Annotated in this window: 20 protein-coding genes and 1 tRNA gene; 10 read left to right on the forward strand and 11 right to left on the reverse strand. The window is 62.0% G+C overall.

What is annotated here, in order from left to right:
- Window positions 1-42: 42 nt before the first annotated feature.
- Window positions 43-1,197, reverse strand: coding sequence for an acyl-CoA dehydrogenase family protein (locus tag ACSSVH_RS08090; RefSeq protein WP_492634323.1), 1,155 nt, complete (start codon window positions 1,195-1,197; stop codon window positions 43-45).
- A gap of 67 nt (window positions 1,198-1,264) precedes the next feature.
- On the reverse strand, window positions 1,265-2,104 hold the full coding sequence (locus tag ACSSVH_RS08095; protein ID WP_169953341.1) for an IclR family transcriptional regulator: 840 nt from the start codon (window positions 2,102-2,104) through the stop codon (window positions 1,265-1,267).
- A gap of 262 nt (window positions 2,105-2,366) precedes the next feature.
- Between ACSSVH_RS08095 and ACSSVH_RS08100 the strand changes: the two genes are divergently transcribed.
- Genes ACSSVH_RS08100 through ACSSVH_RS08110 form a run of 3 tightly spaced genes read left to right on the forward strand, consistent with a single transcriptional unit; the run spans window position 2,367 to window position 5,941 of the window.
- On the forward strand, window positions 2,367-3,152 hold the full coding sequence (locus tag ACSSVH_RS08100; RefSeq protein WP_169953344.1) for an enoyl-CoA hydratase-related protein: 786 nt from the start codon (window positions 2,367-2,369) through the stop codon (window positions 3,150-3,152).
- A gap of 2 nt (window positions 3,153-3,154) precedes the next feature.
- Entirely contained in the window at window positions 3,155-4,684 is a 1,530-nt protein-coding gene (locus ACSSVH_RS08105; protein WP_492634324.1) for a 3-hydroxyacyl-CoA dehydrogenase, read from the forward strand.
- Window positions 4,685-4,708: 24 nt separating this feature from the next.
- Entirely contained in the window at window positions 4,709-5,941 is a 1,233-nt protein-coding gene (locus ACSSVH_RS08110) for a CaiB/BaiF CoA transferase family protein (RefSeq protein WP_492634325.1), read from the forward strand.
- Between the two features lie 18 nt (window positions 5,942-5,959).
- On the opposite strand, the gene ACSSVH_RS08115 is transcribed toward ACSSVH_RS08110, so the two are convergent.
- Window positions 5,960-6,580, reverse strand: a complete 621-nt coding sequence (locus ACSSVH_RS08115; protein WP_492634326.1) for a hypothetical protein — start codon at window positions 6,578-6,580, stop codon at window positions 5,960-5,962.
- 260 nt (window positions 6,581-6,840) lie between these two features.
- Between ACSSVH_RS08115 and ACSSVH_RS08120 the strand changes: the two genes are divergently transcribed.
- Window positions 6,841-6,916: transfer RNA gene (locus ACSSVH_RS08120), tRNA-Asn, on the forward strand.
- Between the two features lie 59 nt (window positions 6,917-6,975).
- On the opposite strand, the gene mug is transcribed toward ACSSVH_RS08120, so the two are convergent.
- Together mug and ACSSVH_RS08130 are read right to left on the reverse strand one after the other, a co-directional pair.
- Window positions 6,976-7,497, reverse strand: a complete 522-nt coding sequence (gene mug / locus ACSSVH_RS08125) for a G/U mismatch-specific DNA glycosylase (RefSeq protein WP_492634327.1) — start codon at window positions 7,495-7,497, stop codon at window positions 6,976-6,978.
- Window positions 7,494-8,363, reverse strand: a complete 870-nt coding sequence (locus ACSSVH_RS08130) for a LysR substrate-binding domain-containing protein (RefSeq protein ID WP_169953357.1) — start codon at window positions 8,361-8,363, stop codon at window positions 7,494-7,496. Before ACSSVH_RS08130 ends, mug begins: the two co-directional genes overlap by 4 nt.
- A gap of 135 nt (window positions 8,364-8,498) precedes the next feature.
- Here ACSSVH_RS08130 and ACSSVH_RS08135 point away from each other — a divergent pair, with 135 nt between their 5' ends.
- From ACSSVH_RS08135 to ACSSVH_RS08150, 4 genes are read left to right on the forward strand one after another with little or no spacing between them, the layout of a single operon-like run.
- On the forward strand, window positions 8,499-9,551 hold the full coding sequence (locus tag ACSSVH_RS08135) for an agmatine deiminase family protein (RefSeq protein WP_492634328.1): 1,053 nt from the start codon (window positions 8,499-8,501) through the stop codon (window positions 9,549-9,551).
- Window positions 9,552-9,555: 4 nt separating this feature from the next.
- On the forward strand, window positions 9,556-10,464 hold the full coding sequence (aguB, locus tag ACSSVH_RS08140; protein ID WP_432755283.1) for an N-carbamoylputrescine amidase: 909 nt from the start codon (window positions 9,556-9,558) through the stop codon (window positions 10,462-10,464).
- A gap of 1 nt (window position 10,465) precedes the next feature.
- Complete coding sequence (locus ACSSVH_RS08145) at window positions 10,466-11,551, forward strand: extracellular solute-binding protein (RefSeq protein WP_169953363.1); 1,086 nt, start codon at window positions 10,466-10,468, stop codon at window positions 11,549-11,551.
- 20 nt (window positions 11,552-11,571) lie between these two features.
- Window positions 11,572-12,681 (forward strand): agmatine deiminase family protein, encoded by a 1,110-nt coding sequence (locus ACSSVH_RS08150; RefSeq protein WP_492634329.1) that lies wholly within the window; start codon window positions 11,572-11,574, stop codon window positions 12,679-12,681.
- Here ACSSVH_RS08150 and ACSSVH_RS08155 read toward each other — a convergent pair.
- The 3 genes from ACSSVH_RS08155 to ACSSVH_RS08165 all read right to left on the reverse strand — a co-directional run bounded on the left by ACSSVH_RS08155 (window position 12,678) and on the right by ACSSVH_RS08165 (window position 15,406).
- Entirely contained in the window at window positions 12,678-13,739 is a 1,062-nt protein-coding gene (locus ACSSVH_RS08155; RefSeq protein WP_492634330.1) for a YkvI family membrane protein, read from the reverse strand. The genes ACSSVH_RS08150 and ACSSVH_RS08155 overlap by 4 nt on opposite strands.
- Before the next feature lie 116 nt (window positions 13,740-13,855).
- Entirely contained in the window at window positions 13,856-14,242 is a 387-nt protein-coding gene (locus ACSSVH_RS08160) for a RidA family protein (protein ID WP_170057777.1), read from the reverse strand.
- A gap of 27 nt (window positions 14,243-14,269) precedes the next feature.
- Complete coding sequence (locus tag ACSSVH_RS08165) at window positions 14,270-15,406, reverse strand: NAD(P)/FAD-dependent oxidoreductase (RefSeq protein WP_169953371.1); 1,137 nt, start codon at window positions 15,404-15,406, stop codon at window positions 14,270-14,272.
- 142 nt (window positions 15,407-15,548) lie between these two features.
- Between ACSSVH_RS08165 and ACSSVH_RS08170 the strand changes: the two genes are divergently transcribed.
- Complete coding sequence (locus ACSSVH_RS08170; protein WP_172313107.1) at window positions 15,549-16,166, forward strand: helix-turn-helix domain-containing protein; 618 nt, start codon at window positions 15,549-15,551, stop codon at window positions 16,164-16,166.
- Here the strand turns inward: ACSSVH_RS08170 and ACSSVH_RS08175 are convergent.
- Both ACSSVH_RS08175 and ACSSVH_RS08180 read right to left on the reverse strand, forming a co-directional pair.
- Entirely contained in the window at window positions 16,160-16,597 is a 438-nt protein-coding gene (locus ACSSVH_RS08175; protein ID WP_172313105.1) for an N-acetyltransferase, read from the reverse strand. The two genes, ACSSVH_RS08170 and ACSSVH_RS08175, sit on opposite strands and share 7 nt — an antisense overlap.
- A 20-nt stretch (window positions 16,598-16,617) precedes the next feature.
- Entirely contained in the window at window positions 16,618-17,280 is a 663-nt protein-coding gene (locus ACSSVH_RS08180; protein ID WP_169953377.1) for an ArsR/SmtB family transcription factor, read from the reverse strand.
- A 111-nt stretch (window positions 17,281-17,391) separates the two neighbouring features.
- On the opposite strand from ACSSVH_RS08180, the gene ACSSVH_RS08185 reads away from it, so the two are divergent.
- Window positions 17,392-17,892, forward strand: a complete 501-nt coding sequence (locus ACSSVH_RS08185; RefSeq protein ID WP_346266495.1) for a DUF2938 domain-containing protein — start codon at window positions 17,392-17,394, stop codon at window positions 17,890-17,892.
- On the opposite strand, the gene ACSSVH_RS08190 is transcribed toward ACSSVH_RS08185, so the two are convergent.
- Window positions 17,873-19,732, reverse strand: a complete 1,860-nt coding sequence (locus ACSSVH_RS08190) for a DUF3857 domain-containing transglutaminase family protein (RefSeq protein WP_172313102.1) — start codon at window positions 19,730-19,732, stop codon at window positions 17,873-17,875. The two genes, ACSSVH_RS08185 and ACSSVH_RS08190, sit on opposite strands and share 20 nt — an antisense overlap.
- Window positions 19,733-19,793: the final 61 nt, after the last annotated feature.

Consider the following 19,793-nt stretch of genomic DNA (forward strand, 5'->3'; position numbering starts at 1 on the left):
CTTGTAGGAGCCGGCTTGCCGGCTCCCACCGTAGAGGCGGGGTTAGTGCTGGGCCTCGCGAATCATGTTGCGTGCAATCACCAACTGCTGGATCTGGGTCGTACCCTCATACAGCCGGAACAGCCGTACATCGCGATAGAACCGTTCGATCGCATACTCGCTCACATAACCTGCGCCACCATGGATCTGCACACAGCGGTCTGCCACCCGGCCGCACATTTCGGTGGCGAACATCTTCGCGCAGGAGGCTTCGGTGCCGATGTTCAGGCCGTCGTCACGCTTGCGCGCCGCGTCCAGCACCATGCAGCGGGCCGCATAGATTTCAGCCTTGCTGTCGGCGAGCATCGCCTGGATCAACTGGAACTCGGCAATCGGCTGGCCGAATTGCTTGCGGTCGATGGCGTAGTGCAGGGCATCGTCGAGCATGCGCTCGGCGGCGCCGACGCTGACCGCTGCGATATGCAGGCGGCCCTTGTCGAGCACCTTCATCGCGGTCTTGAACCCTACGCCTTCGACGCCGCCGATCAGTTGCCCGACGGGGACCCGCACATTGTCGAAAATCACGTCGCTGGTATGGGCGCCTTTCTGGCCCATCTTGTGGTCGCGCTTGCCCAGGGACACACCCGGCGTATCGCGCTCGACGATAAACGCGCTGATCCCGCCCGAGCCCTTGATATCCGGGTTGGTGCGGGCCATCACCGTGAAAATCCCGGCATGGGGCGCATTGGTGATAAAGCGCTTGGTGCCATTGATCAGGTAATGCTCGCCATCGCGCACGGCGGTGGTCTTCAGCGAGGCGGCGTCGGAGCCTGCGTCCGGTTCGGTCAGGCAGAACGAACTGAGCAACTCGCCACTGGCCAGCTTGGGCAGGTAGTGCTGTTTCTGCGCCTCGGTGCCGTCCAGCAGAATGCCGATGGAGCCGATGCCATTATTGGTGCCGAAGTAGGAACGGAATGCCGGCGAGGTGCGCCCCAGCTCGAAGGCGATGCAGACTTCTTCTTCCATGGTCACGCCCAGGCCACCATAGGCTTCGGGCAGGGTCAGGCCGAACAGGCCCATGTCCTGGAATTGCTGGACGATGTCCGCCGGGATCTCATCGGTCTCGGCGATTTCGTTTTCCCGTGGGATCAGCGCTTCATTGACGAACTGGCGAATGGAGTCCAGCAGCAGATGCAGCGTTTGCGGGTCTCGGATCATGTGCATTCCTCGGCGGCCCGTTCGGCGGGCCTGTTGTTTGATCTGCCGAGGCCGTGCACCGATCTGTCTAGCGGGCGGCGGCCTCGATGTTGTTGACCATGTGCTTGAGACGCGGCCCGATGTCGTCTTCGAGTTTTTCCCGGGAAAGGTGGAAACTCGGCCCGCCACAGTTGAACGTCAACAGCCCATGTTGTGCGTGCAGCATGGGCACGGCGATGGCGTTGACATCGCGGTGCCATTCCCCGATCGACATGCAATAGCCGAAGTCGGTGTAGTCCCTGAACGCGCGCTCCAGCCCTTTGCGAATCGTCGGCCAATCCTCCAGATGGCGCTGGCGGATATGGTCGAGCATGAACTCACGCTCGTTTTCCGGCATCGCCGCCAGGCAAGCGCGGCCCGCCGAACTCAAGTGCAGCGGCAGGCGCGTACCGACCTGGCGGCGCATGGTCATGTTCGCTTCGCCCTGGACCACGTCCAGGTACACCATGTCCAGGCGGTCCCGGGTGGCCATTGCGACGGCGGCCTGGGCGTACTTGGCCATGGTTTCCATCAGCGGGTGGGCCACGGCCCGCACCGACAGGTTGGAAAGCATCGCGTAACCAAACGCCATCACCCCCACATCCAACTGGTACCGGCCCGACTGCGGCAGGTGCTTGAGGTAACCCAAGCGGGTCAGGGTGTGCGTCATGCGGGTAATCGTCGGCTTGGGCAGGCCGGTCTTGCGCGCCAGTTCCTGGTTACCCAACACGCTTTCGCTGGGGGTAAAGCAGCGCAGCAGTTCCAGGCCACGGGCCAGGGCCGTGATGAACTGGCGGTCCTTGTCTTCCTCCTCCTCGCTATTCATCGGATCCACCCGCAGATGTTCGAACCCGTTGCTGCCTGCAGGTGCCTCTGGTGTGCGGCGCATGGTAGTCCCTCTTTTTTTATAAAATCAACAAAACAAAATTGTATTCCGCAGTGCGAAACTAAGCAACTGATTGGTTTTCTCCGTGCGTTCCTAATTAACCTTCAATAAACAATGAGTTAACCGAGATTTCATTGGGCGTTGCGGTTTTTGCATTTACACCCGCCGGGTCGATACCTATGATCATGGCTAAATACGGAATGTTATTTCGCATAGCGAAACTAACGTTGATCGCACTAACAAGAACATTGCAGCAGGAGTACATGTGGCTAATCCTGATCAACCCGTGGTCTACCTCGACGTCCAGGACAATGGCGTTGCCGTGGTGCGCATCCATCGCCCCGACGTCAAAAATGCCCTTAACGCCCAGGTGCGTGAGGAACTGGCCGGGCACTTTCGTGCCTTGGCCCGGCGCCGGGATGTGCGCGTCATTGTGCTGACCGGTGGCGAGCAGTTTTTTGTGGCGGGCGCCGACATCAAGGAGTTCGCCAGCGCCAGTCCTATCGAGATGTATCGCCGACACACCGAGTACCTGTGGGAAGCGATCAGCCGTTGCCCGAAACCGGTGATCGCTGCGGTCAACGGCTTTGCCCTGGGCGGTGGCTGCGAGTTGGCGATGCATTGCGACATGATCGTGGCCGGCGAATCGGCGCGTTTTGCCCAACCTGAGGTCAAGCTCGGCCTGATGCCGGGTGCCGGCGGCACACAACGCCTGGTGCGTGCGGTGGGAAAATTCCAGGCCATGCGTATTGCCCTGACTGGCTGCATGGTCAAGGCCCCCGAAGCCCTGGCCATGGGCATGCTCAGTGAGGTGGTGGCCGACGACCAGACCTTGCCACGAGCCCTGGAGCTGGCGGCGCAGATCGCCGCGCTGCCGCCGCTGGCAGTGGAGCAGATCAAGGAAGTGATGCTTGCGGGCGCCGACCTGCCGCTGGAAAGCGCCCTGGTACTGGAGCGCAAGGCGTTCCAATTGCTGTTCGATTCCGCGGATCAGAAGGAGGGCGCCGCGGCGTTCTTCGAGAAACGCACACCCAACTACCTCGGGGAATAACCATGGCCGATTCGATCAACATCATGGGCCTGGTGGGCACTGGCGTCATGGGCGCCGGCATCGCGCAGATTGCCGCCCAGGCCGGCGTGCGCGTGCGCTTGTTCGACGCCCGCGATGGCGCGGCGCAGGCGGCTCGCGACAGCCTCGACGCGACCTTCGCCAAGCTGGTCGGCAAGGGCAAGCTCACCCAGGCGGCCATGGACAACGCGTTGCACAACCTGCACGTGGCCACCAGCCTTGACGCCTTGCACGATTGCGACCTGGTGGTTGAGGCCATTGTCGAAAACCTCGATGCCAAGCGTGGCCTGCTGCACCAGTTGGAGGCCATCGTGACGCCGGGGTGCATCCTCGCCAGCAACACCTCATCGCTGTCGGTCACGGCGATTGCCGCGGGTTGCCAGCATCCTGGGCGAGTCGCCGGCCTGCACTTTTTCAACCCGGTGCCGCTGATGCGCGTGGTGGAAGTCATCGACGGCCTGGCCACCGCGCCAGCCGTCGGCGAGGCCTTGCTGGGATTTGTCGCGCGCACCGGCCATCGTGGTGTGCGGGCCAAGGACACTCCAGGTTTTATCGTCAACCACGCCGGCCGTGCCTACGGCACCGAAGCCTTGAAGATGCTGGACGAAGGCATTGCCGAGGGGGGCGATATCGACCGCATCCTGCGCGACGGTGCGGGTTTTCGCATGGGGCCGCTGGAGCTGCTGGATCTCACCGGCCTGGACGTTTCCCACCCTGTCATGGAATCAATCTACAACCAGTTCTACCAGGAGCCGCGCTACAAACCCTCGGCCCTGACCCGGCAGATGCTGGTGGGTGGGCGCCTGGGGCGCAAGACCGGCCAGGGTTTCTACCGCTACGAAAATGGCCAGAGGATCGACGGCCCACAGCCGCAGCCGGTGCCGACTGTTACCACGCTGCCAGCGGTGTGGATCGCCACGGAAAACCCCGAAGACCACGAACGCCTCAGCACCTTGCTGATCAACCTCGGCGCGCAATTGGAGACGGGCGCGCAGCCGTCGCCCGCTGCGTTGTGCCTGCTGGCACCTTACGGCCGCGACGCGACCGCCACCTGCGAGTGGTTCCACACCGATCCGGCGCGCACCTTGTGCATTGACCTTCTGCCCGACCTGTCGCGCCATCGCACCCTGATGCAAAACCCGCTGACTGCCGCGCCGATGCGTGACGCTGCCCACGCCTTGCTCGCCAGGGATGGCGTGGGAGTGACGGTGATTGGCGACAGTGTTGGCTTTGTGGCTCAGCGTACCTTGGCGATGGTGGTCAACCTGGCCTGCGACATTGCGCAGCAGCGCATCGCCAGCGTCGAGGATATCGATCAGGCGGTACACCTGGGCCTCGGTTACCCCCATGGCCCGCTGGCTTGGGGCGACGCCCTCGGGCCCCGCAGGATTTTGACGATTTTGCAGCGCCTGTGCGAGATCACCCACGACCCACGCTACCGCCCCAGCCCCTGGCTGAGACGCCGTGCGTTGCTGGGGATTTCCTTGCGCCATCCAGAGCCGGCAATCGGCTGACACAGACTTTCAGGAATAAAAACAATGGGTGCATTAACAGGTTTGCGTGTACTGGATTTGAGCCGGGTGTTGGCCGGCCCATGGTGTGGCCAGGTGTTGGCGGACTTCGGCGCGGAAGTGATCAAGATCGAGCGCCCGCAGAGCGGCGATGACACTCGGGGCTGGGGGCCACCATGGATGAAGACCGACACCGGCGAGTCGTCCGGGCAGGCGTCGTATTACCAGTCCACCAACCGCGGCAAGCTGTCGGTGGCCATCGACCTGGCCAGTACCGAAGGCCAGGAACTGGTACGGGCGCTGGCGGCCAGCTCCGATGTGCTGATCGAAAACTACAAGGCCGGCTCCCTGGCGCGCTACGGCCTGGACTACGCGACACTGGCCCAGATCAACCCGCGCCTGGTGTATTGCTCCATCACCGGCTTCGGCCAGACCGGCCCGCGTGCGCAAGAGCCCGGCTACGACTTCATCATCCAGGGCATTGGCGGCCTGATGAGTATTACCGGTGAGCGCGACGACTTGCCGGGCGGCGGCCCGCAAAAAGTCGGCGTGGCATTTTCTGACCTGATGACCGGGCTGTATTCCACCGTGGCGATCCAGGCCGCGCTGCTCAGCCGCGAACGCACCGGCGTCGGCCAGCACATCGATATGGCCCTGCTGGATGTGCAAGTGGCAACCCTGGCCAACCAGAGCATGAACTACCTGGCCTCCGGCAAAGTGCCCCAGCGCTTTGGCAATGCCCACGCCAATATCGTGCCGTACCAGGTGTTTCGCGCCGCCGACCGCGACTTCATCATCGCCTGTGGCAACGACAGCCAATTTATCGCCTTATGCCACAGCATCGGTCTGCCACACCTGCCGGACGACCCGCGTTTTCGGCGCAATGCCGACCGTGTCGCCCATCGGGCCGAAATCGTCGAGCTGCTGTCGGCGCACTTCCTTGGCCGCACGGCAGATGAGTGGGTCAGTTGCATCCATGCCTCGAAAGTGCCGGTGGGTGCGATCAACAACATCGCGCAATCCCTGGAAGAGCCGCAGGTGATTGCCCGTGGCTTGATGGTGAAGATCCCCCATCCGCAAAACCCCGACTTCGCCATGGTTGGCAGCCCGATCAAGATGTCTGGCACGCCAGTGGAGTACGTGCGACCAGCGCCGATGCTGGGGCAGCATACGGATGAGGTGTTGGCGGGGCGGTTGGGGTTGTCTGGTGAGCAGTTGGGGCAACTGAAGAGTAACGGGGTTATTGAGCAGTTGCCGTGATGGGCGCGCGTTGGGTTGCTACTGAAATATTTTGCTCAACGCGCCCATATCCATGGCTTCATTCATTTTCAAGGGCGCAGAAAAGGTGAAGGGCTCCTTGTAGAGTGACTCGTAGTCCATCTGCACAAATACGTCATTCCTTTGTAGGAACAGGCTCATTTGCAGCAGGCACAAGGGGCCGAACTGGGTGCTTTTAGTCGGCTCCAGAATCACGATGTCGTTTCCCGGCCTTACGGCTGAGCCTTTGGTGGGCCAGCCTTTGGCGAAACATTCAGGATTCAAGCGCGCTTTCTCCAGCACAGCGGGCCAGCGACTGTCCCCCAGCCCATCGAAGTGTTCATCGCCAACGCGAATGCTGAACGCAGTGATGATGCCCGGCCCAATCCCTTCATTGGACAGGTACAGGCCGCTTTTTTGTGCCGTTAAATGCGGAGTGATCATCAGGTAGGGCCGTACGGACAGTCGGTTGTGCTCACGCATCAGGTCCAGTTGCCAGAAGGAAATCGACGCGGCGGCAATCGAGATCACCACGGCTGCCAGTGAGAGCAGCGTGCCTGAAGATAGCTTGGGTGTTTCCGGTGTCAGGGGAGTGGTGGGGGGGCGCGGTTTGAAAAAGGGATGGTCATGCAGTTTTTTCACGTAGTCCGACTCCTTGTCGAATGGGTAGGTCTTGGTGGGTTAATGTTGGCTGGGATGGTAAAGAGTTTCGGCGACACCGGCGAAATATTCAGCTCAAGCGCTTTGATGATCCAGTCGGAGGGTTCCTGCTTTTTTGTAGGTTGTGAGTGAGGCTGCTGAAAGTTGAATCTCCCCAAATTTGCCAGATTCGCTGGAATCGCGTACGTACAAATGCATTAAATATTTGACTTATCCTTTTCAATCAGTAAGATACGCCGCATTCCGCGATAGCTCAGTTGGTAGAGCAAATGACTGTTAATCATTGGGTCCCTGGTTCGAGTCCAGGTCGTGGAGCCAGATAGAGAAAAGCCTGCAGCGATGCAGGCTTTTTTTTGCTCGCGATTTGGTCCCTGACGCTACTTGCCCGTCTCGGGGAATGCTGCCAAACAGAGCCGCCCATACGCTGCCACCAACTGCTCCAACGTAAACGCCAGATTCCGCCCGCTGGGATTGGGCAGCACCCACACCGCAGCATCCCCCAACGTCCGCGGTTGCAGCCCCCACGCGACCTCGCGCTGCCCCGATAGCGCGCAATAACCCGCCTTGCCCAGGAACGCCACATAGCGCGGTGCATACTGGCGGATTTTGTTTTCAAAGCCCTCGGCCGCCGCCTTGAATTCATCCTGGGACAGTTGATCGGCCCGCGCCGTTGGCCGTTCCACGACGGTCGTCAGCCCGCAGTGGTACTGCAAGATTGTCCGATCATCCTCGGGCCGAACTTGATGTGGGGTAAACCCGGCCAGGTGCAAGGTGCGCCAGAAGCGGTTGCTGCGTCCGGCAAAATGATGGCCCTGGGCGGCCGCCAGCAGGCCCGGATTGATCCCGCAAAAAATCACGGCCAGCCGCTCGGCCAGGATGTCTTCCAGTCCTTGACTCATGTGGGGGCACCTTGCGCCAGGTTGTCCAGCAACCACTGGCTGAAGCTGCGCGCCAGTGGGTCGTTTTCGCTGTCGCGGTGGGTCAGCAAGGCCCAGTTGGGGCCGCGAATGGTCGCGTCGACCAAAGGTTGCAGCAGGCCGTTGTCCCGCGCGTGCTGGCTCAGTAACTGGCTGACCAGTGCGATGCCCAGGCCACCGCAGGCTGCGTCCAGCAGCAGGCCGGGGTCGGAGAAGTTCAGGCCCTGGTCCTGCTGGCCCACGTCGATCCCGGCTTCCACCGCCCAATGGCTCCAGTCCATTTCCCGCTCGCCATGCAGGGTCGTGCGTTGCTCGTGGGGCAGGGCCAGTACGCTGGGGTGCGCGGCGGGATACAGGCGGTCGGTGTGCAGCACTTTGAAGCTGCACTCGGCCTGGGCGCTGATGTCGTCGCGCACGGCGAGGTCGATGGTCTGGGTGGCCATGTCGGGTACTTCGTCGGTGCTGAACAGCCACAAATCCACGTCCGGGTGGTGTCGGCGGAAGTCGGCCAGGCGCGGCAACAGCCAGTGGCGGGCAAAGGCGGGCGTGGTGTTGAGCACCAGTTGATTGGCCTTGCGGTACTGCCCCAGCCGGCGTACGCCCACTGACAACTGTTGCAACAGGGCCTGGGTGGTGCTGAGGAAATCATGGCCGGCATCAGTCAGGGCGACGCTGCGCCCGTTGCGAAAGAACAGCGGCTGTTCCAGGTACGCTTCGAGGCTGCGGATCTGTTGGCTGATGGCCGATTGGGTCAGGTGCAGTTCGTTGGCAGCCTTGTGAAAACTGCCCAGCCGCGCCGCCGCTTCGAAGCCGCGCAGTGCCCCCAGGGGCGGCCAGTGTTTAAGCATGCTGATAAGTTTCTCTAATCATTTGCCTGCAAAATCCATCGTTTGTTTGGCGGTTTGGCCAAACGTAGCATGGATCCCCATAGCGTGTACGTCGTTTTCGGTGAACACAAAGGCTTAACTCAGAAGGGGGTTGTCATGCTGCAGAACGAGATGCCACACAGCGGCTGGAGGATGCCGGCGGAATGGGCCAGGCATGCCGCGACCTGGATGGTCTGGCCCCATAACCAGGCACTCTGGGAGGCGGGATGGCGCGTGACCCTGGCCCAAGTGCAGGCGGATTTTGCGCGGGTCGCCAATGCCATCGCGCGGTTCGAGCCGGTGAAGCTGGTGGTTGACCCTTGTGCACTCGACACGGCCAAAGCCCTGTGCGGCCCCAACATCGAACTGATCGCGCTGGCGGTCAACGACAGTTGGTGCCGCGACTCCGGCCCCAGCTTTATTGGCCACCCGCAATTGGGCCTGGCCGGTGTGAGCTGGCGTTTTAACGCGTGGGGCGGCAAGTCGGCCCACGACCTGGACGAAAGCCTGGCCCGGCGCACCCTCAACCACTTGGGCCTGCCATGCTTTGGCACACCGTTGAGCAATGAAGGCGGGGCGATTCATGTGGACGGTGAGGGCACGTTGATTACCACCGAGTCGGTGTTGCTCAACCCCAATCGCAACCCGGGCATGGGCAAGGCCGAGATGGAGGCGTTCTTTGCGCGCTGGCTGGGGGTGACAAAAACCATCTGGCTGCCGGGCGATCCGGATTACGTCACCGGGGATATGACCGACGGCCATGTCGATGGTGTGTGCGCCTTTGCCCGCCCCGGCGTGTTGCTGGTGGACGCCACCCACGACCAGGGTTCGGTGTACGCCGAGGTGGCACGGGCAAACCGCCGCGCCCTGGAGTTGGCCACCGATGCCAAGGGCCGCCGGTTCGAGTTGATCGAACTCTTTGAGGCCAGCGAGGCGGTAGATGCCGACGCCGAGGTGTTTTGCGCGTCCTACACCAACTTTTACATCGCCAACGGCGCGATCATCATGCCGGCCTATGGCATTGCGGCCGACCAGGTGGCTGCCGAGGTACTGGCCCAGGCATTCCCGGATCGCGTGGTGGTACCGGTGCGTATCAACCACCTGGCCCATGGCGGCGGCGGCGTGCATTGCATCACCCAGCAGCAGCCGGCCTGGCCGGTGGAGGGCTGATGCCATGACCTTGCTGACCATCGCCACCACCCAGATGCCCTGCACCTGGGATTTGCCGCACAACCTTGATCAAGCCGAACGGCTGGTGCGTGAAGCGGCCAGCCAGGGCGCCCAGGTCATTCTGCTGCAAGAACTGTTTGCCACGCCGTATTTCTGCATCGAACAGCAACACAAACACCTGGCCTTGGCTGAGGAGTACCGCCATAGCGCGGTGCTCAAGCGCTTCGCCGCGCTGGCCGGGGAGCTGGGCGTGGTGCTGCCGTTGAGCTGGTTCGAAAAGGCCGGTAACGCCTACTTCAATTCTCTGAGCGTGGCCGATGCCGACGGGCAACTGCTGGGGGTGTATCGCAAGACCCATATTCCCAACGCCATTGGCTATCAGGAGAAGGAATACTTCAGCCCCGGCGACACTGGCTTCAAGGTCTGGGACACCGCGTTCGGCCGCCTCGGCGTGGGTATCTGCTGGGACCAGTGGTTCCCCGAGACCGCGCGTTGCCTGGCGTTGCTGGGCGCCGAGGTGTTGCTGTTTCCCACCGCCATCGGCTCCGAGCCGGGTTGTGCCAGCCTGGACTCCCGTGATCACTGGCAGATGACCATGCGCGGGCACGCCGCCGCCAATCTGTTGCCGGTGGTGGCGGCCAATCGTGTCGGCCGGGAAGTGGCGACCAGCGACCCGGCCTTGCAGATGGCATTCTACGGCTCGTCGTTTATCTGCAACCACAAAGGCGCACTGCTGGCCGAGGCCGACCGCGCCAGCAGCGGCGTGCTGCTCCAGTGCCTGGACCTGGCGGCCATGGCCGAAGAGCGCCTGACCTGGGGCATCTACCGCGACCGCCGCCCGGACATGTATGGCGGCTTGCTGACCCAGGACGGTCGCCATCTGCATCCACGCTGGCAGACCCAAGGGGTATGACATGAAGCTGATCCACTGCACCCTGGCCCTGAGCATCGTCATCCCGACGGTACAGGCCGACGAAAAGATCCTGCGCCTGTACAACTGGGCCGACTATTTTGCCGAAGACACCCTGGCTCGCTTTACTGCCGAAACCGGGATCCAGGTGATCTACGACGTGATGGATGGCAGCGAGACCCTGGAGGCCAAGCTGATGGCCGGTGGCAGTGGCTATGACCTGATCTTCCCCGGCGATACGGTGGGCGAGCGCTTGATGCGCGCCGGCAGCCTGCAACCGCTGGATCCGGCGAAACTTGCGGCGCTGGAGGATATCGAACCAGGCCTGCAACAACTGCGCAGTCATTACCGCGCGTCCAATCAGGCCACAGTGCCCTACACCTGGGGCACGATTGGCCTGACCTATAACGCCGAGCAAATCCTACAGCGCATGCCGAATGCGCCGGTCAATAGCCTGGACCTGTTGTTCAAGCCGGAACTGGCGCGCCAATTTGCCGATTGCGGCATCTCGCTGATCGACTCGCCCGACGAAGTACTGGCCGTCGCGCTGATTTACCTGGGGCGCGAACCGCGCAGTGCCAAGCCCGAAGACCTGGCCGCGGCCAGCGCCCTGTTGCTCAAGCTGCGGCCATACATCCGCAAGTTCCAGTCGCAGCCGGTGACTGACCTGGTCAATGGCAACCTGTGCCTGTCCCTGGGCTACAGCGGCGACATGACCCAGGCGCAACGGGCGGCGGATGCGGCGGGTAAAAAGGCGCGCTTCCAATACCACATCCCCCGCGAGGGCACGACGGTATGGATGGACACCATGGCCATCCCCGTGGATGCGCGGCATCCGGAATATGCCTACGCGTTTATCAACTTTGTCATGCGCCCGGAGAACATGGCGGCCATCAGCAATTTCACCGGCTACCCCACGGCCAATGCCAAGGCCCGCGCCAGCGTGGATCCGGCCATGGGCAACAACCCGGACATTTACCCGGACGACGCCACCTTCAAGCGACTGGTGGCCGGCCAGGATATTCCCCAGGCCGATATGCGCGCACGCATGCGGGTTTGGACTAAATTCAAGACGGCCGTCGGTCAATGACGGCACCTACAGAGGTACACATGAGCACACGTCGCCAATTCATCAAACAGGCCGCGGTGGTGGCCAGCCTGGGCGCCGCCGCCTCCATGGGGCTGCCCGTGCAGGCGGCACTCCTGGGCCGCTGGTTCATGCCCGACGAGGGTGAGAAACACCAGCGTGCCTTTATCGCCTTCGGCGCCCAGGAGGCGATTCACCAGGACTTTACCCCCGCTGTGCAGGACGCCCTGGGCCGTATCGCCCGGGCGATTGCCGCGTACGAGCCGGTCACGGTGTTCTGCCGCGAAGAAGAGCGTGAGCTGGCCGAAGAAAAATGCGGCACCCGCAACATCACCTTCGTGCACACCGAACTGGATGACATCTGGATGCGTGACACCGGCGCCAACTTTGTCGTGGATGATAATGGCCAGTTGGGCGCGGTGGACTTCAACTTCAACGGCTGGGGCAACAAGCAGCAGCACGCCGACGATGCCGAACTGGCAGCTCACGTTGCCGAGCTGGCAGGCGCCACCTATATCCGCAGCGAACTGGTGGGCGAGGGCGGTGCCATCGAAGTGGACGGCCACGGCACCGGGATCATGACCGAAAGCAGTTGGATCAATACCAACCGCAACCCCGGCTGGAGCAAGGCCGACGTCGAGGCCGAACTGAAGAGCCGGCTGGGCTTGCGCAAGATCATCTGGTTGCCGGGCATCAAGGGCAAGGACATTACCGACGCCCATGTCGACTTTTACGCACGCTTTGTCTCGCCGGGCGTGGTCATCGCCAACCTGGACACCGACCCCCAGTCCTACGACCACCAGGTGACCTTGGCCCACCTGGATATTCTCAAGCAGGCCACCGATGCCGATGGCCGGCCGTTGCAAATACACACCGTATCGCCGCCGCTCAACCCGCGCAGCAACCGTTTCAGCCGTGACAATCCGGACTACGCCGCCGGCTACATCAACTACTTCGTGATCAATGGCGCCGTGATCGCCCCGCAGTTTGGCGACAAGGCCGCCGACCGCAAGGCATTCGACCTGCTGTCCCGGCTCTATCCGGGACGCAAGGTGGTGCAGCTGGATATCGACGCCATTGCGGCCGGCGGTGGTGGCATTCACTGCGTGACCAGCCATCAGCCTTGGGTTTAGCTTGTGGCCCCGGCCAGGCGCCCGAGGCGCAACCAGCCAATCAACACGGCCGCGATCAGCAAGAAACCCAGGTAGCCAAACAGCGGGTAAACCTGGCCGACCAGGCTGATAAAACCGATCAGGCTGCCGGCAAAGGCCAGTGTGGCAAAGGCCGCCGAACCGACCCGGAATGTACGGGTGCCGGGTGGCAGCAGGCGGGCCGAGAAGGAGTACAAAGTGCCGACGGCGGTATTGAGGATCATCAGGAAGATAATCACCGCCATCAGCAGCCCGAGCGCCGGCGAGACTTCGCTGGCGATGGACAGCATCGGCATCGGCAGATCCGCCACGCTGTCCAGGCGCGACAACAACCCCAGGCTCATGACCAGCATCAGCAGGCCCAATATGGCACCGCCGAGAATTCCGCCCCAGACCGCCTGTTTTTCGCTTTTCGCCGCGCCGCCCATGATTGCCAGGATCGGTACGCCGGCCACAATGTTGTAGGACACGTACAGCAATGCGCCGAGCAGCCAATGGCTGGCGCCGGCACTCTGGCGGGCGGCCAGTTGGTTCAGCTCAGGGAAGCTCAGGCCTCGGGAGGCAACGCCGTACAGCGCCACGCCGACTGCCGTGAGGATCAAGAACGGGGTGACCGAGCCGATCAGGCCGATGACCTTGTGCACGTCCAGGCACACAATAATGATCACCACCAGGGTGACCGCCACGCTGCCCAGGGTGGCCGGGATGCCGAACTGCTGTTCCAGTAATGCGCCGCCGCCCGCGAGCATCACCACCGTTACCGCAAACATGAAAAAGGTGATCATCAGGTCGACCAGCACCCCCAGGTGCCGCCCGCATAACGCATACACCACATCTTTATGGGAGGTGGCGCGCAGGCGGTTTCCCATGCCCGCCAGCGCCATCCCAAGGAAGGTGAACAATGCCGCGCTGAGCACTGCGCCGAGCAATCCCCATACGCCGAAATCGACGAACATCAGCAACAGTTCCCGACCCGAGGCGAATCCCGCACCAACGATCACGCCGACAAATGCACCGGCAATCTTCAGACTCTCTTTCATGACGACTTCCCTTGAATTGTTTTTGTTAAGGGGCGTGCGAGCTTGCTTGTGAAACACCGCAGGCGTAACGCGCAGTCCTTGAACCAACGCGTTGCCTTGAGGTTTGTGGCGAACTATCAGCGGGTAGGCGGGCCGACCCAGGCCTGGACTTCGATTTCTACATCGACCCCCAGCGCCAGTTGCGTACCACCGACCGTGGAGCGCACCGGGAATCCCTGCTTGAAGTGGCGTGCGTACACCTCGTTGAAACCGGCGAAATGCTGCATATCTGATAGCCACACCGTGGCCTTCACCACCTGGTCAAACCCGGCACCGCATTCGGCCAGGGTTTCGCCGATGCGGCTCATGACGGCTTCGGTTTGCAGTTGGATATCACCGCGTACCACTTCGCCCTTTGGGTCCATGGGCACTTGCCCGGAGAGGTACAGCAGATCGCCCGCCCGAATGGCTTTGGAGAACGGGTAGGGCAGGTGACTGGGATAACGCTGGAGACTTTCTGGCATGACAAGGAACCTCGGCAGAGTGAATGATCAGCGCAAGCGGGCCGCAGCCAGGCGCTGTGGTTCTACGCCCTGGCGCCGCAGCGCTTCAGGCAAGGGTTGATCGAGCAATAGGGCGCAGGCCAGTTGCGAGACGCCTGCCGCCGACTGGATGCCATAACCGCCCTGGGCGGCGAGCCAGAAGAAGCCTTCACACTGTTCGTCCCAGCCGACCACCAGGTCGCCATCGGCCACGAATGAGCGCAGGCCGGCCCAGCTGTGGCGTGGCCGTCGAATGCTCAGGGAAGTGGCGGCTTCGATGTGATAAATCCCGGTGGCAACATCCAGCTCTTCGGGCATCACGTCCTGTGGCGGGACCGGGTCGGCGTTGGCCGGTGAGCCCAGCAGTTGGCCGGCGTCGGGTTTGAAGTAGAAGCTTTCATCGATACCGATAACGGCGGGCCAGCGTGAAAAGTCGACGCCCTCGGGGCCATCGAAGGTGAATGCGGTACGGCGGCACGCTTGCAAGCCGACCGGTGCTACGCCGCATAGCTGTGCAACCTGGTCGGCCCAGGCGCCAGCGGCGTTGACCAGGTTACGTGCGCGTATTTGCCGACCGTCGGCCAATGTCAGCAGCCAGTAACGGCCCTGGCGGGTGGCGCCACTCAACTGCGCGTTGCACTGCAAGACCCCACCGGCACGGCGCATCGCCCGCAGGAAACCCTGGTGTAGCGCATGCACATCCAGGTCACGGGCCTCGGTTTCAAGCATGGCACCGGCGATCGCCTCCGGGCGCAGGCAAGGCACCAGTGACAGCGCCTGTTCGCGATCGATCAGCGACACATTGGCTGCGGTAGCCAAGTGGCTGTCGAAGGTTTTTTTCAGCAATGGCTGCTGTCCGTGATTGGCAACATACAGGCAGCCGCGAGGTTCAAGCAGTGCGTGCTCGGTAAAGTCTGCCGGTGGTTGCTCGTAGAAGGCCCGGCTGGCGCGGGTCAGCGCTTGAATCTGCGGGGTGCCGTAGGTTTCCATGAACATGGCGGCAGAACGGCCAGTGGCGTGATAACCCGGCTGGCTCTCACGCTCGAGCACCACCACACTGGCCTCACTTGCCAGGCGATAGGCCAGTGAAGCGCCTGCAATGCCCCCGCCGATAATGGCGAAATCGAAACAATCGCGGTCCTGCATGCCTGAGTACCTTCTGTGTGCGAATGGGTTTTTCTCGTTTTTGATAATTCTCACATAAGAGAAATGTAGGGTATGAGAATTTCCCAGTCAAGCCTTCCTCGTGGGTTAATATTCCGGGCTTGGTCCACGACAGAGAGTCAGCATGAGTTCCGATCAGACAGCGCCCGCTTCGTGTTCCACGGCCCATCCGCTGATAGATCGCAGCCAGGTAGGCGCCCGCCTGCGGGGGATCCGCAAAAACCAGCAGCTGACGCTCAAGCAATTGTCTGAGCGTTCGGGCGTGGCGCTGTCGACCTTGTCGAAGATGGAACTGGCGCAGGTATCGGTGAGCTACGAAAAACTGGCGGCGGCGGCGCGGGCGCTGGGCGTGGATATTGCGCAGTTATTCATCCCGGAAACGACCGCGCCCAACCAGGTCCAGCCCACCGTGGTCAGCACCGCCATAGATAGCGCGGCGGGCTACAGCACGGGCAATTATGACTATCACCCGATGGCCGGGGACTTCCCCGGGCGGCGCATGACGCCGATGTACGCACGCATCTTCGCCCGTGAACTGACCCAGTTTGACGACTACATCCGCCACCCCGGCCAGGAGTTCGCGGTGGTGCTGTCCGGACGGGTGCGGATTCAATTCGAAACGGGCGAGTCCATCAGCATTGGCTGTCGCGAAACCGCTTATTTCAATAGCGGCATCGGCCATATCTACCTCGCCGAAAGCGAGGTGGACGCTGAAGTGATGGTGGTGATGACGGATTACTGAGGTGTGCTGGCGACGCTGTTCATCCAGTATTGCGCTTGGCCGCTGTGCTCATCGATCTCCTCATGGGTGACCACAAACCCTTGTGACAGGTAGAACTGGTAACTGGCGCTGTTGTTTTTATAAACCGCCAAGGTCAGTACGGGCTGCTGCTTCCTGGCGTGCGCCACCAGCTGTTTGCCGAGGCCCTGGCCCTGGCAGTCGGGGGCGACAAACAGCGCGGCCATCTGCTGCTCGAGCAACGAGTAAAACCCCACCACCGTCGATTGACGCTCAATGACGAAGGTCTGGGATGCAGGGAGGTACAGGTTGCGCATGTTCTCGACCTGCGACTGCCAGAAGGCGGCGTCGATAAAGTCGTGGGCTATGAGCGAGGCATCCAGCCAGATCTGCAGGACGCAATCGAGGTCTTTGGGGTCAAGGGGTCTGATCATTTTTTAAGTCTTGCGATGGGTTATTCGACGCTCAGGCCGGCCGCTTTCCAGTCGTCAAACCCGGCGCGCAGCCGGCGTGCGGGCAAGCCATGGGCGTGCAAGGTGTTGATGGCATCGGTGGACAGCACGCAATAAGGCCCGCGGCAGTAGGCGACCACGTGCTTGCCTTTGGGCAGCTCTGCCAAACGCTGTTGCAGGGCCTCAGCCGGGATGTTGAGCGCGCCTGGCAAGTGCCCTGAAGCGAACTCGTCTTCGGGGCGCACATCCAGTAGCACCACGCTCTGGCTTTGCATCTGCAGCAGCAACTCCTCGATGGATATACCCTCCAGGCGGTCACGTCGCGACAGGCTATCGAGGGCTACCTCGCGTATCTCGGCATGCTGGAACGCCAGGTAGCCACGCAATGCTTCCAGCAAAGGCGCCACCGGACCGGCCCCCAGGCTGTACAGCACCCGTTTGCCATCACGGCGCGTCTGCACGATGCCCGCGCGCTTGAGTTGCTGCAAATGCTGCGAAGCATTGGCCACAGACACGCCGGACAGTTGCGCCAGTTGTTCGACAGAGCGCTCCTCCTGGGCAATGTGTTCAAGCAGCGCCAGGCGATGGGCGTGGCCCAGGGTCCGGGCAATGTCGGCCAGGGCGATGAAGTGATCGGCGGGGAATAAGGGGCTTGACGGTTTCATGGCAAAGATCCTAGCATCGGCCAAACATTCAATCAATTAATTGAATGTTTTTTTGCTGGCGCTTCAGCACCGCTGCTGCGCTCACCGCCAATGGTCAAAGGGAGTAGGGACGTGCTTGAGTTTGTTGGGTTTTCGGTGTTTATCGGGGCCGGTGCGACCCTGGTCATGGATCTTTGGGCGTTGTTGCTCAAGCGCTGCCTTGGCATGCCGTCCCTGGATTTTTCCATGGTCGGTCGTTGGGTCGGCCACCTGCCGCGTGGGCGCTGGATGCATGCCGGTATCGCCCAATCATCACCCGTGCCGGGGGAGGGGCTGCTGGGTTGGGTCACCCATTACCTGATCGGGGTGTTCTTTGCGGCGTTGCTGCTGTTGATGGTGGGTCTTGAATGGGCGCGACAGCCTACGTTGCTGCCGGCCCTGACCTTCGGTGTGCTATCGGTGGTCGCGCCGTTCTTCATCTTGCAACCGGCGATGGGTGCCGGCATCGCAGCGTCCAGAACCCCCAGGCCCAATACTGCGCGGTTGCGCAGCACGGTGGCCCATGGGGTGTTTGGGGTGGGTCTGTATCTGGCCGCCTGGGCGCTGCTCCTGCTTACAGGGTCTGCACGATGATCTGGCTCTTGAGGTCGTTGACCATGCTTTCGATCACCGGCTTCATCGCCTTGAAGTCCTCGGGGCTGCACACCGTATTGGCATGGGCGAACTTGAAGTGGCGGGTGATCAGCACCGTGTTGCCTTCCTTGGCGTAGGTGGCCTGGTAGTCAAAGCCGGCCTGTTGCAGGGACTGCGGCTTGGGCACGGCGAGCACGGTGACTTCCTTGGGGAACTCGAAGCGGGCCTGCTCCTGGGTTTCTCCGGAGAGGCAACCGAAGCCTTGGGTGCGGTCTTTCTCGGAGGCGAAGGCAAACACGTTCTGCGCAATGCCGCCGACCAGGCTGCTGAGCGCTGGCACGCCGGTGGGGCCTGGAAGGTTGACCAGGTTGTCGGTGCGCCCTTCAAGGGTGTTCTTGAACGGGTTGCCTTCATCCTGCAGGGAGTCGCTTTTGAACGTGCCCTGGCCCGTTTGCCCGTACCAGCCGAGGACGTTGCGGATCATCGAGTCGCGGTCAGCCGGTTTCATCGCATTGAGCAGGTAGCGATTGAACTCCGAGCCCCAGCCTTCCACGGTGGTGGCATGCACAAAGTCCGCCGCGCCGTTGCTGTCGACCTTGAATAGCAGGTCGTTGGTAACCTTGCCGGTTTGCGCGGCCGGGGTCTTGGCCAGTTCGCCCGATTGCGTCAACAGCACCGGCTTGCCCAGCACCGGGATCGGCAGGTAGCCGGCGGCGATGGCCGTGGCGGTAGAGTCCAGGTACAGATCCAGGGCCGGCACATACGTGATCGCATGGTTGAGCACGCCCAGGGTGGGTACTTTGGCCAGGGTGTAGCTGTTACCCAGGTTGACCAGCACCGGCGAACTCTCGATCGCTACTGCGCGCAGCATGGCTTCCAGCAGGGCCACATGGTCCTTGCAGTCGCCATAGCGGTTGTCCAGCACGGCCTGGGCTGGATGCGGTACTACGCCGCCCGCGCCGACATACACCGCGACATAACGAATGTTCTTACGCACCCAGTCGCTCAGGGCCAGGGCTTTGCTGCGCGGGGTGCTCAGGTTGGCCGTGAGTTCCTTGGCCAGGGCGGCAATGGCCGGCGTCACTTCGACCTGGGCCCTGGCCTCATAGGCCTGGGCGAAGTCCTTGTAGCTGGCGAACGTCGAGACCGCGAGGAATTGGCCGTAATCGACATAGGACACCGCGCCGGTTTCCATGCGAGCTTTTTCCTGCGGTACGTAGTCCCAACGGTACACCTTGCGCCCGGCTGCCGCGGCCGGGGTGCTGGCCTTGAAGCCCCGGGCATCGACGAACAGCGGCTTGTCGGCTGGCAAGTCGTAGCTCAGGCTCAACTGCTCGGCATCGTAGAAGTCCGGCACGAAGAAGTCTTCGAACTGCTGCGGGAACAGCGCCGTAGTGCGCTGGCGCTGGTAGCGCAGGACCAGCCGGTCACCGACCGCCACCTCTGGAAAAATCACCACCTTGACCCGCGAGTCCTGGAACATCGGCGCCTGGGAAGAGGCAGTTTCCTGCTGCTCCTTGATCTGTTCGGCGCCCACCTTCACCTTGCGGCCATCGGGTTTCTGGGTGAAGGCTTGCAGCACTTCGAGGTTTTCCAGGGAGCGGTTGTAGCTCAGCGAACGTTGCGCGTTGTGCTTGATCGCCCGTTCTTCGTTGATCCGCGTGACCAGCTCGATGGTCTGGACGAAACTGCCATCGGCATTGATCACGTAGGACTGTTGGTTTTTTTCGAAGGTGGCCGAGTGGTCGGTTTCATCGGTAGCGGCCTGGGTCATCAGCGAACAGACAGCCAAAAACAGTGCGCCCAGCAGGCGCACAGAGGGCAGGTAAAAGCCTTGCATAGAGATCCTTCTGACTAATGCGACGCTCACTCGGCGGGGAAGAGCGCGGTGTGATAAACGA

The sequence above is a fragment of the Pseudomonas sp. HC1(2025) genome, from assembly GCF_058742075.1.

Excerpts from the sequence above, each read along its gene's own strand:
- ACSSVH_RS08090 (WP_492634323.1), bottom strand. The coding sequence starts at position 1,197 with ATGATCCGAGACCCGCAAACGCTGCATCTGCTGCTGGACTCCATTCGC.
- ACSSVH_RS08095 (WP_169953341.1), bottom strand. The coding sequence starts at position 2,104 with ATGCGCCGCACACCAGAGGCACCTGCAGGCAGCAACGGGTTCGAACAT.
- ACSSVH_RS08105 (WP_492634324.1), top strand. The coding sequence starts at position 3,155 with ATGGCCGATTCGATCAACATCATGGGCCTGGTGGGCACTGGCGTCATG.
- ACSSVH_RS08110 (WP_492634325.1), top strand. The coding sequence starts at position 4,709 with ATGGGTGCATTAACAGGTTTGCGTGTACTGGATTTGAGCCGGGTGTTG.
- mug (WP_492634327.1), bottom strand. The coding sequence starts at position 7,497 with ATGAGTCAAGGACTGGAAGACATCCTGGCCGAGCGGCTGGCCGTGATT.
- ACSSVH_RS08130 (WP_169953357.1), bottom strand. The coding sequence starts at position 8,363 with ATGCTTAAACACTGGCCGCCCCTGGGGGCACTGCGCGGCTTCGAAGCG.
- ACSSVH_RS08135 (WP_492634328.1), top strand. The coding sequence starts at position 8,499 with ATGCTGCAGAACGAGATGCCACACAGCGGCTGGAGGATGCCGGCGGAA.
- aguB (WP_432755283.1), top strand. The coding sequence starts at position 9,556 with ATGACCTTGCTGACCATCGCCACCACCCAGATGCCCTGCACCTGGGAT.
- ACSSVH_RS08145 (WP_169953363.1), top strand. The coding sequence starts at position 10,466 with ATGAAGCTGATCCACTGCACCCTGGCCCTGAGCATCGTCATCCCGACG.
- ACSSVH_RS08150 (WP_492634329.1), top strand. The coding sequence starts at position 11,572 with ATGAGCACACGTCGCCAATTCATCAAACAGGCCGCGGTGGTGGCCAGC.
- ACSSVH_RS08155 (WP_492634330.1), bottom strand. The coding sequence starts at position 13,739 with ATGAAAGAGAGTCTGAAGATTGCCGGTGCATTTGTCGGCGTGATCGTT.
- ACSSVH_RS08160 (WP_170057777.1), bottom strand. The coding sequence starts at position 14,242 with ATGCCAGAAAGTCTCCAGCGTTATCCCAGTCACCTGCCCTACCCGTTC.
- ACSSVH_RS08165 (WP_169953371.1), bottom strand. The coding sequence starts at position 15,406 with ATGCAGGACCGCGATTGTTTCGATTTCGCCATTATCGGCGGGGGCATT.
- ACSSVH_RS08170 (WP_172313107.1), top strand. The coding sequence starts at position 15,549 with ATGAGTTCCGATCAGACAGCGCCCGCTTCGTGTTCCACGGCCCATCCG.
- ACSSVH_RS08175 (WP_172313105.1), bottom strand. The coding sequence starts at position 16,597 with ATGATCAGACCCCTTGACCCCAAAGACCTCGATTGCGTCCTGCAGATC.
- ACSSVH_RS08180 (WP_169953377.1), bottom strand. The coding sequence starts at position 17,280 with ATGAAACCGTCAAGCCCCTTATTCCCCGCCGATCACTTCATCGCCCTG.
- ACSSVH_RS08190 (WP_172313102.1), bottom strand. The coding sequence starts at position 19,732 with ATGCAAGGCTTTTACCTGCCCTCTGTGCGCCTGCTGGGCGCACTGTTT.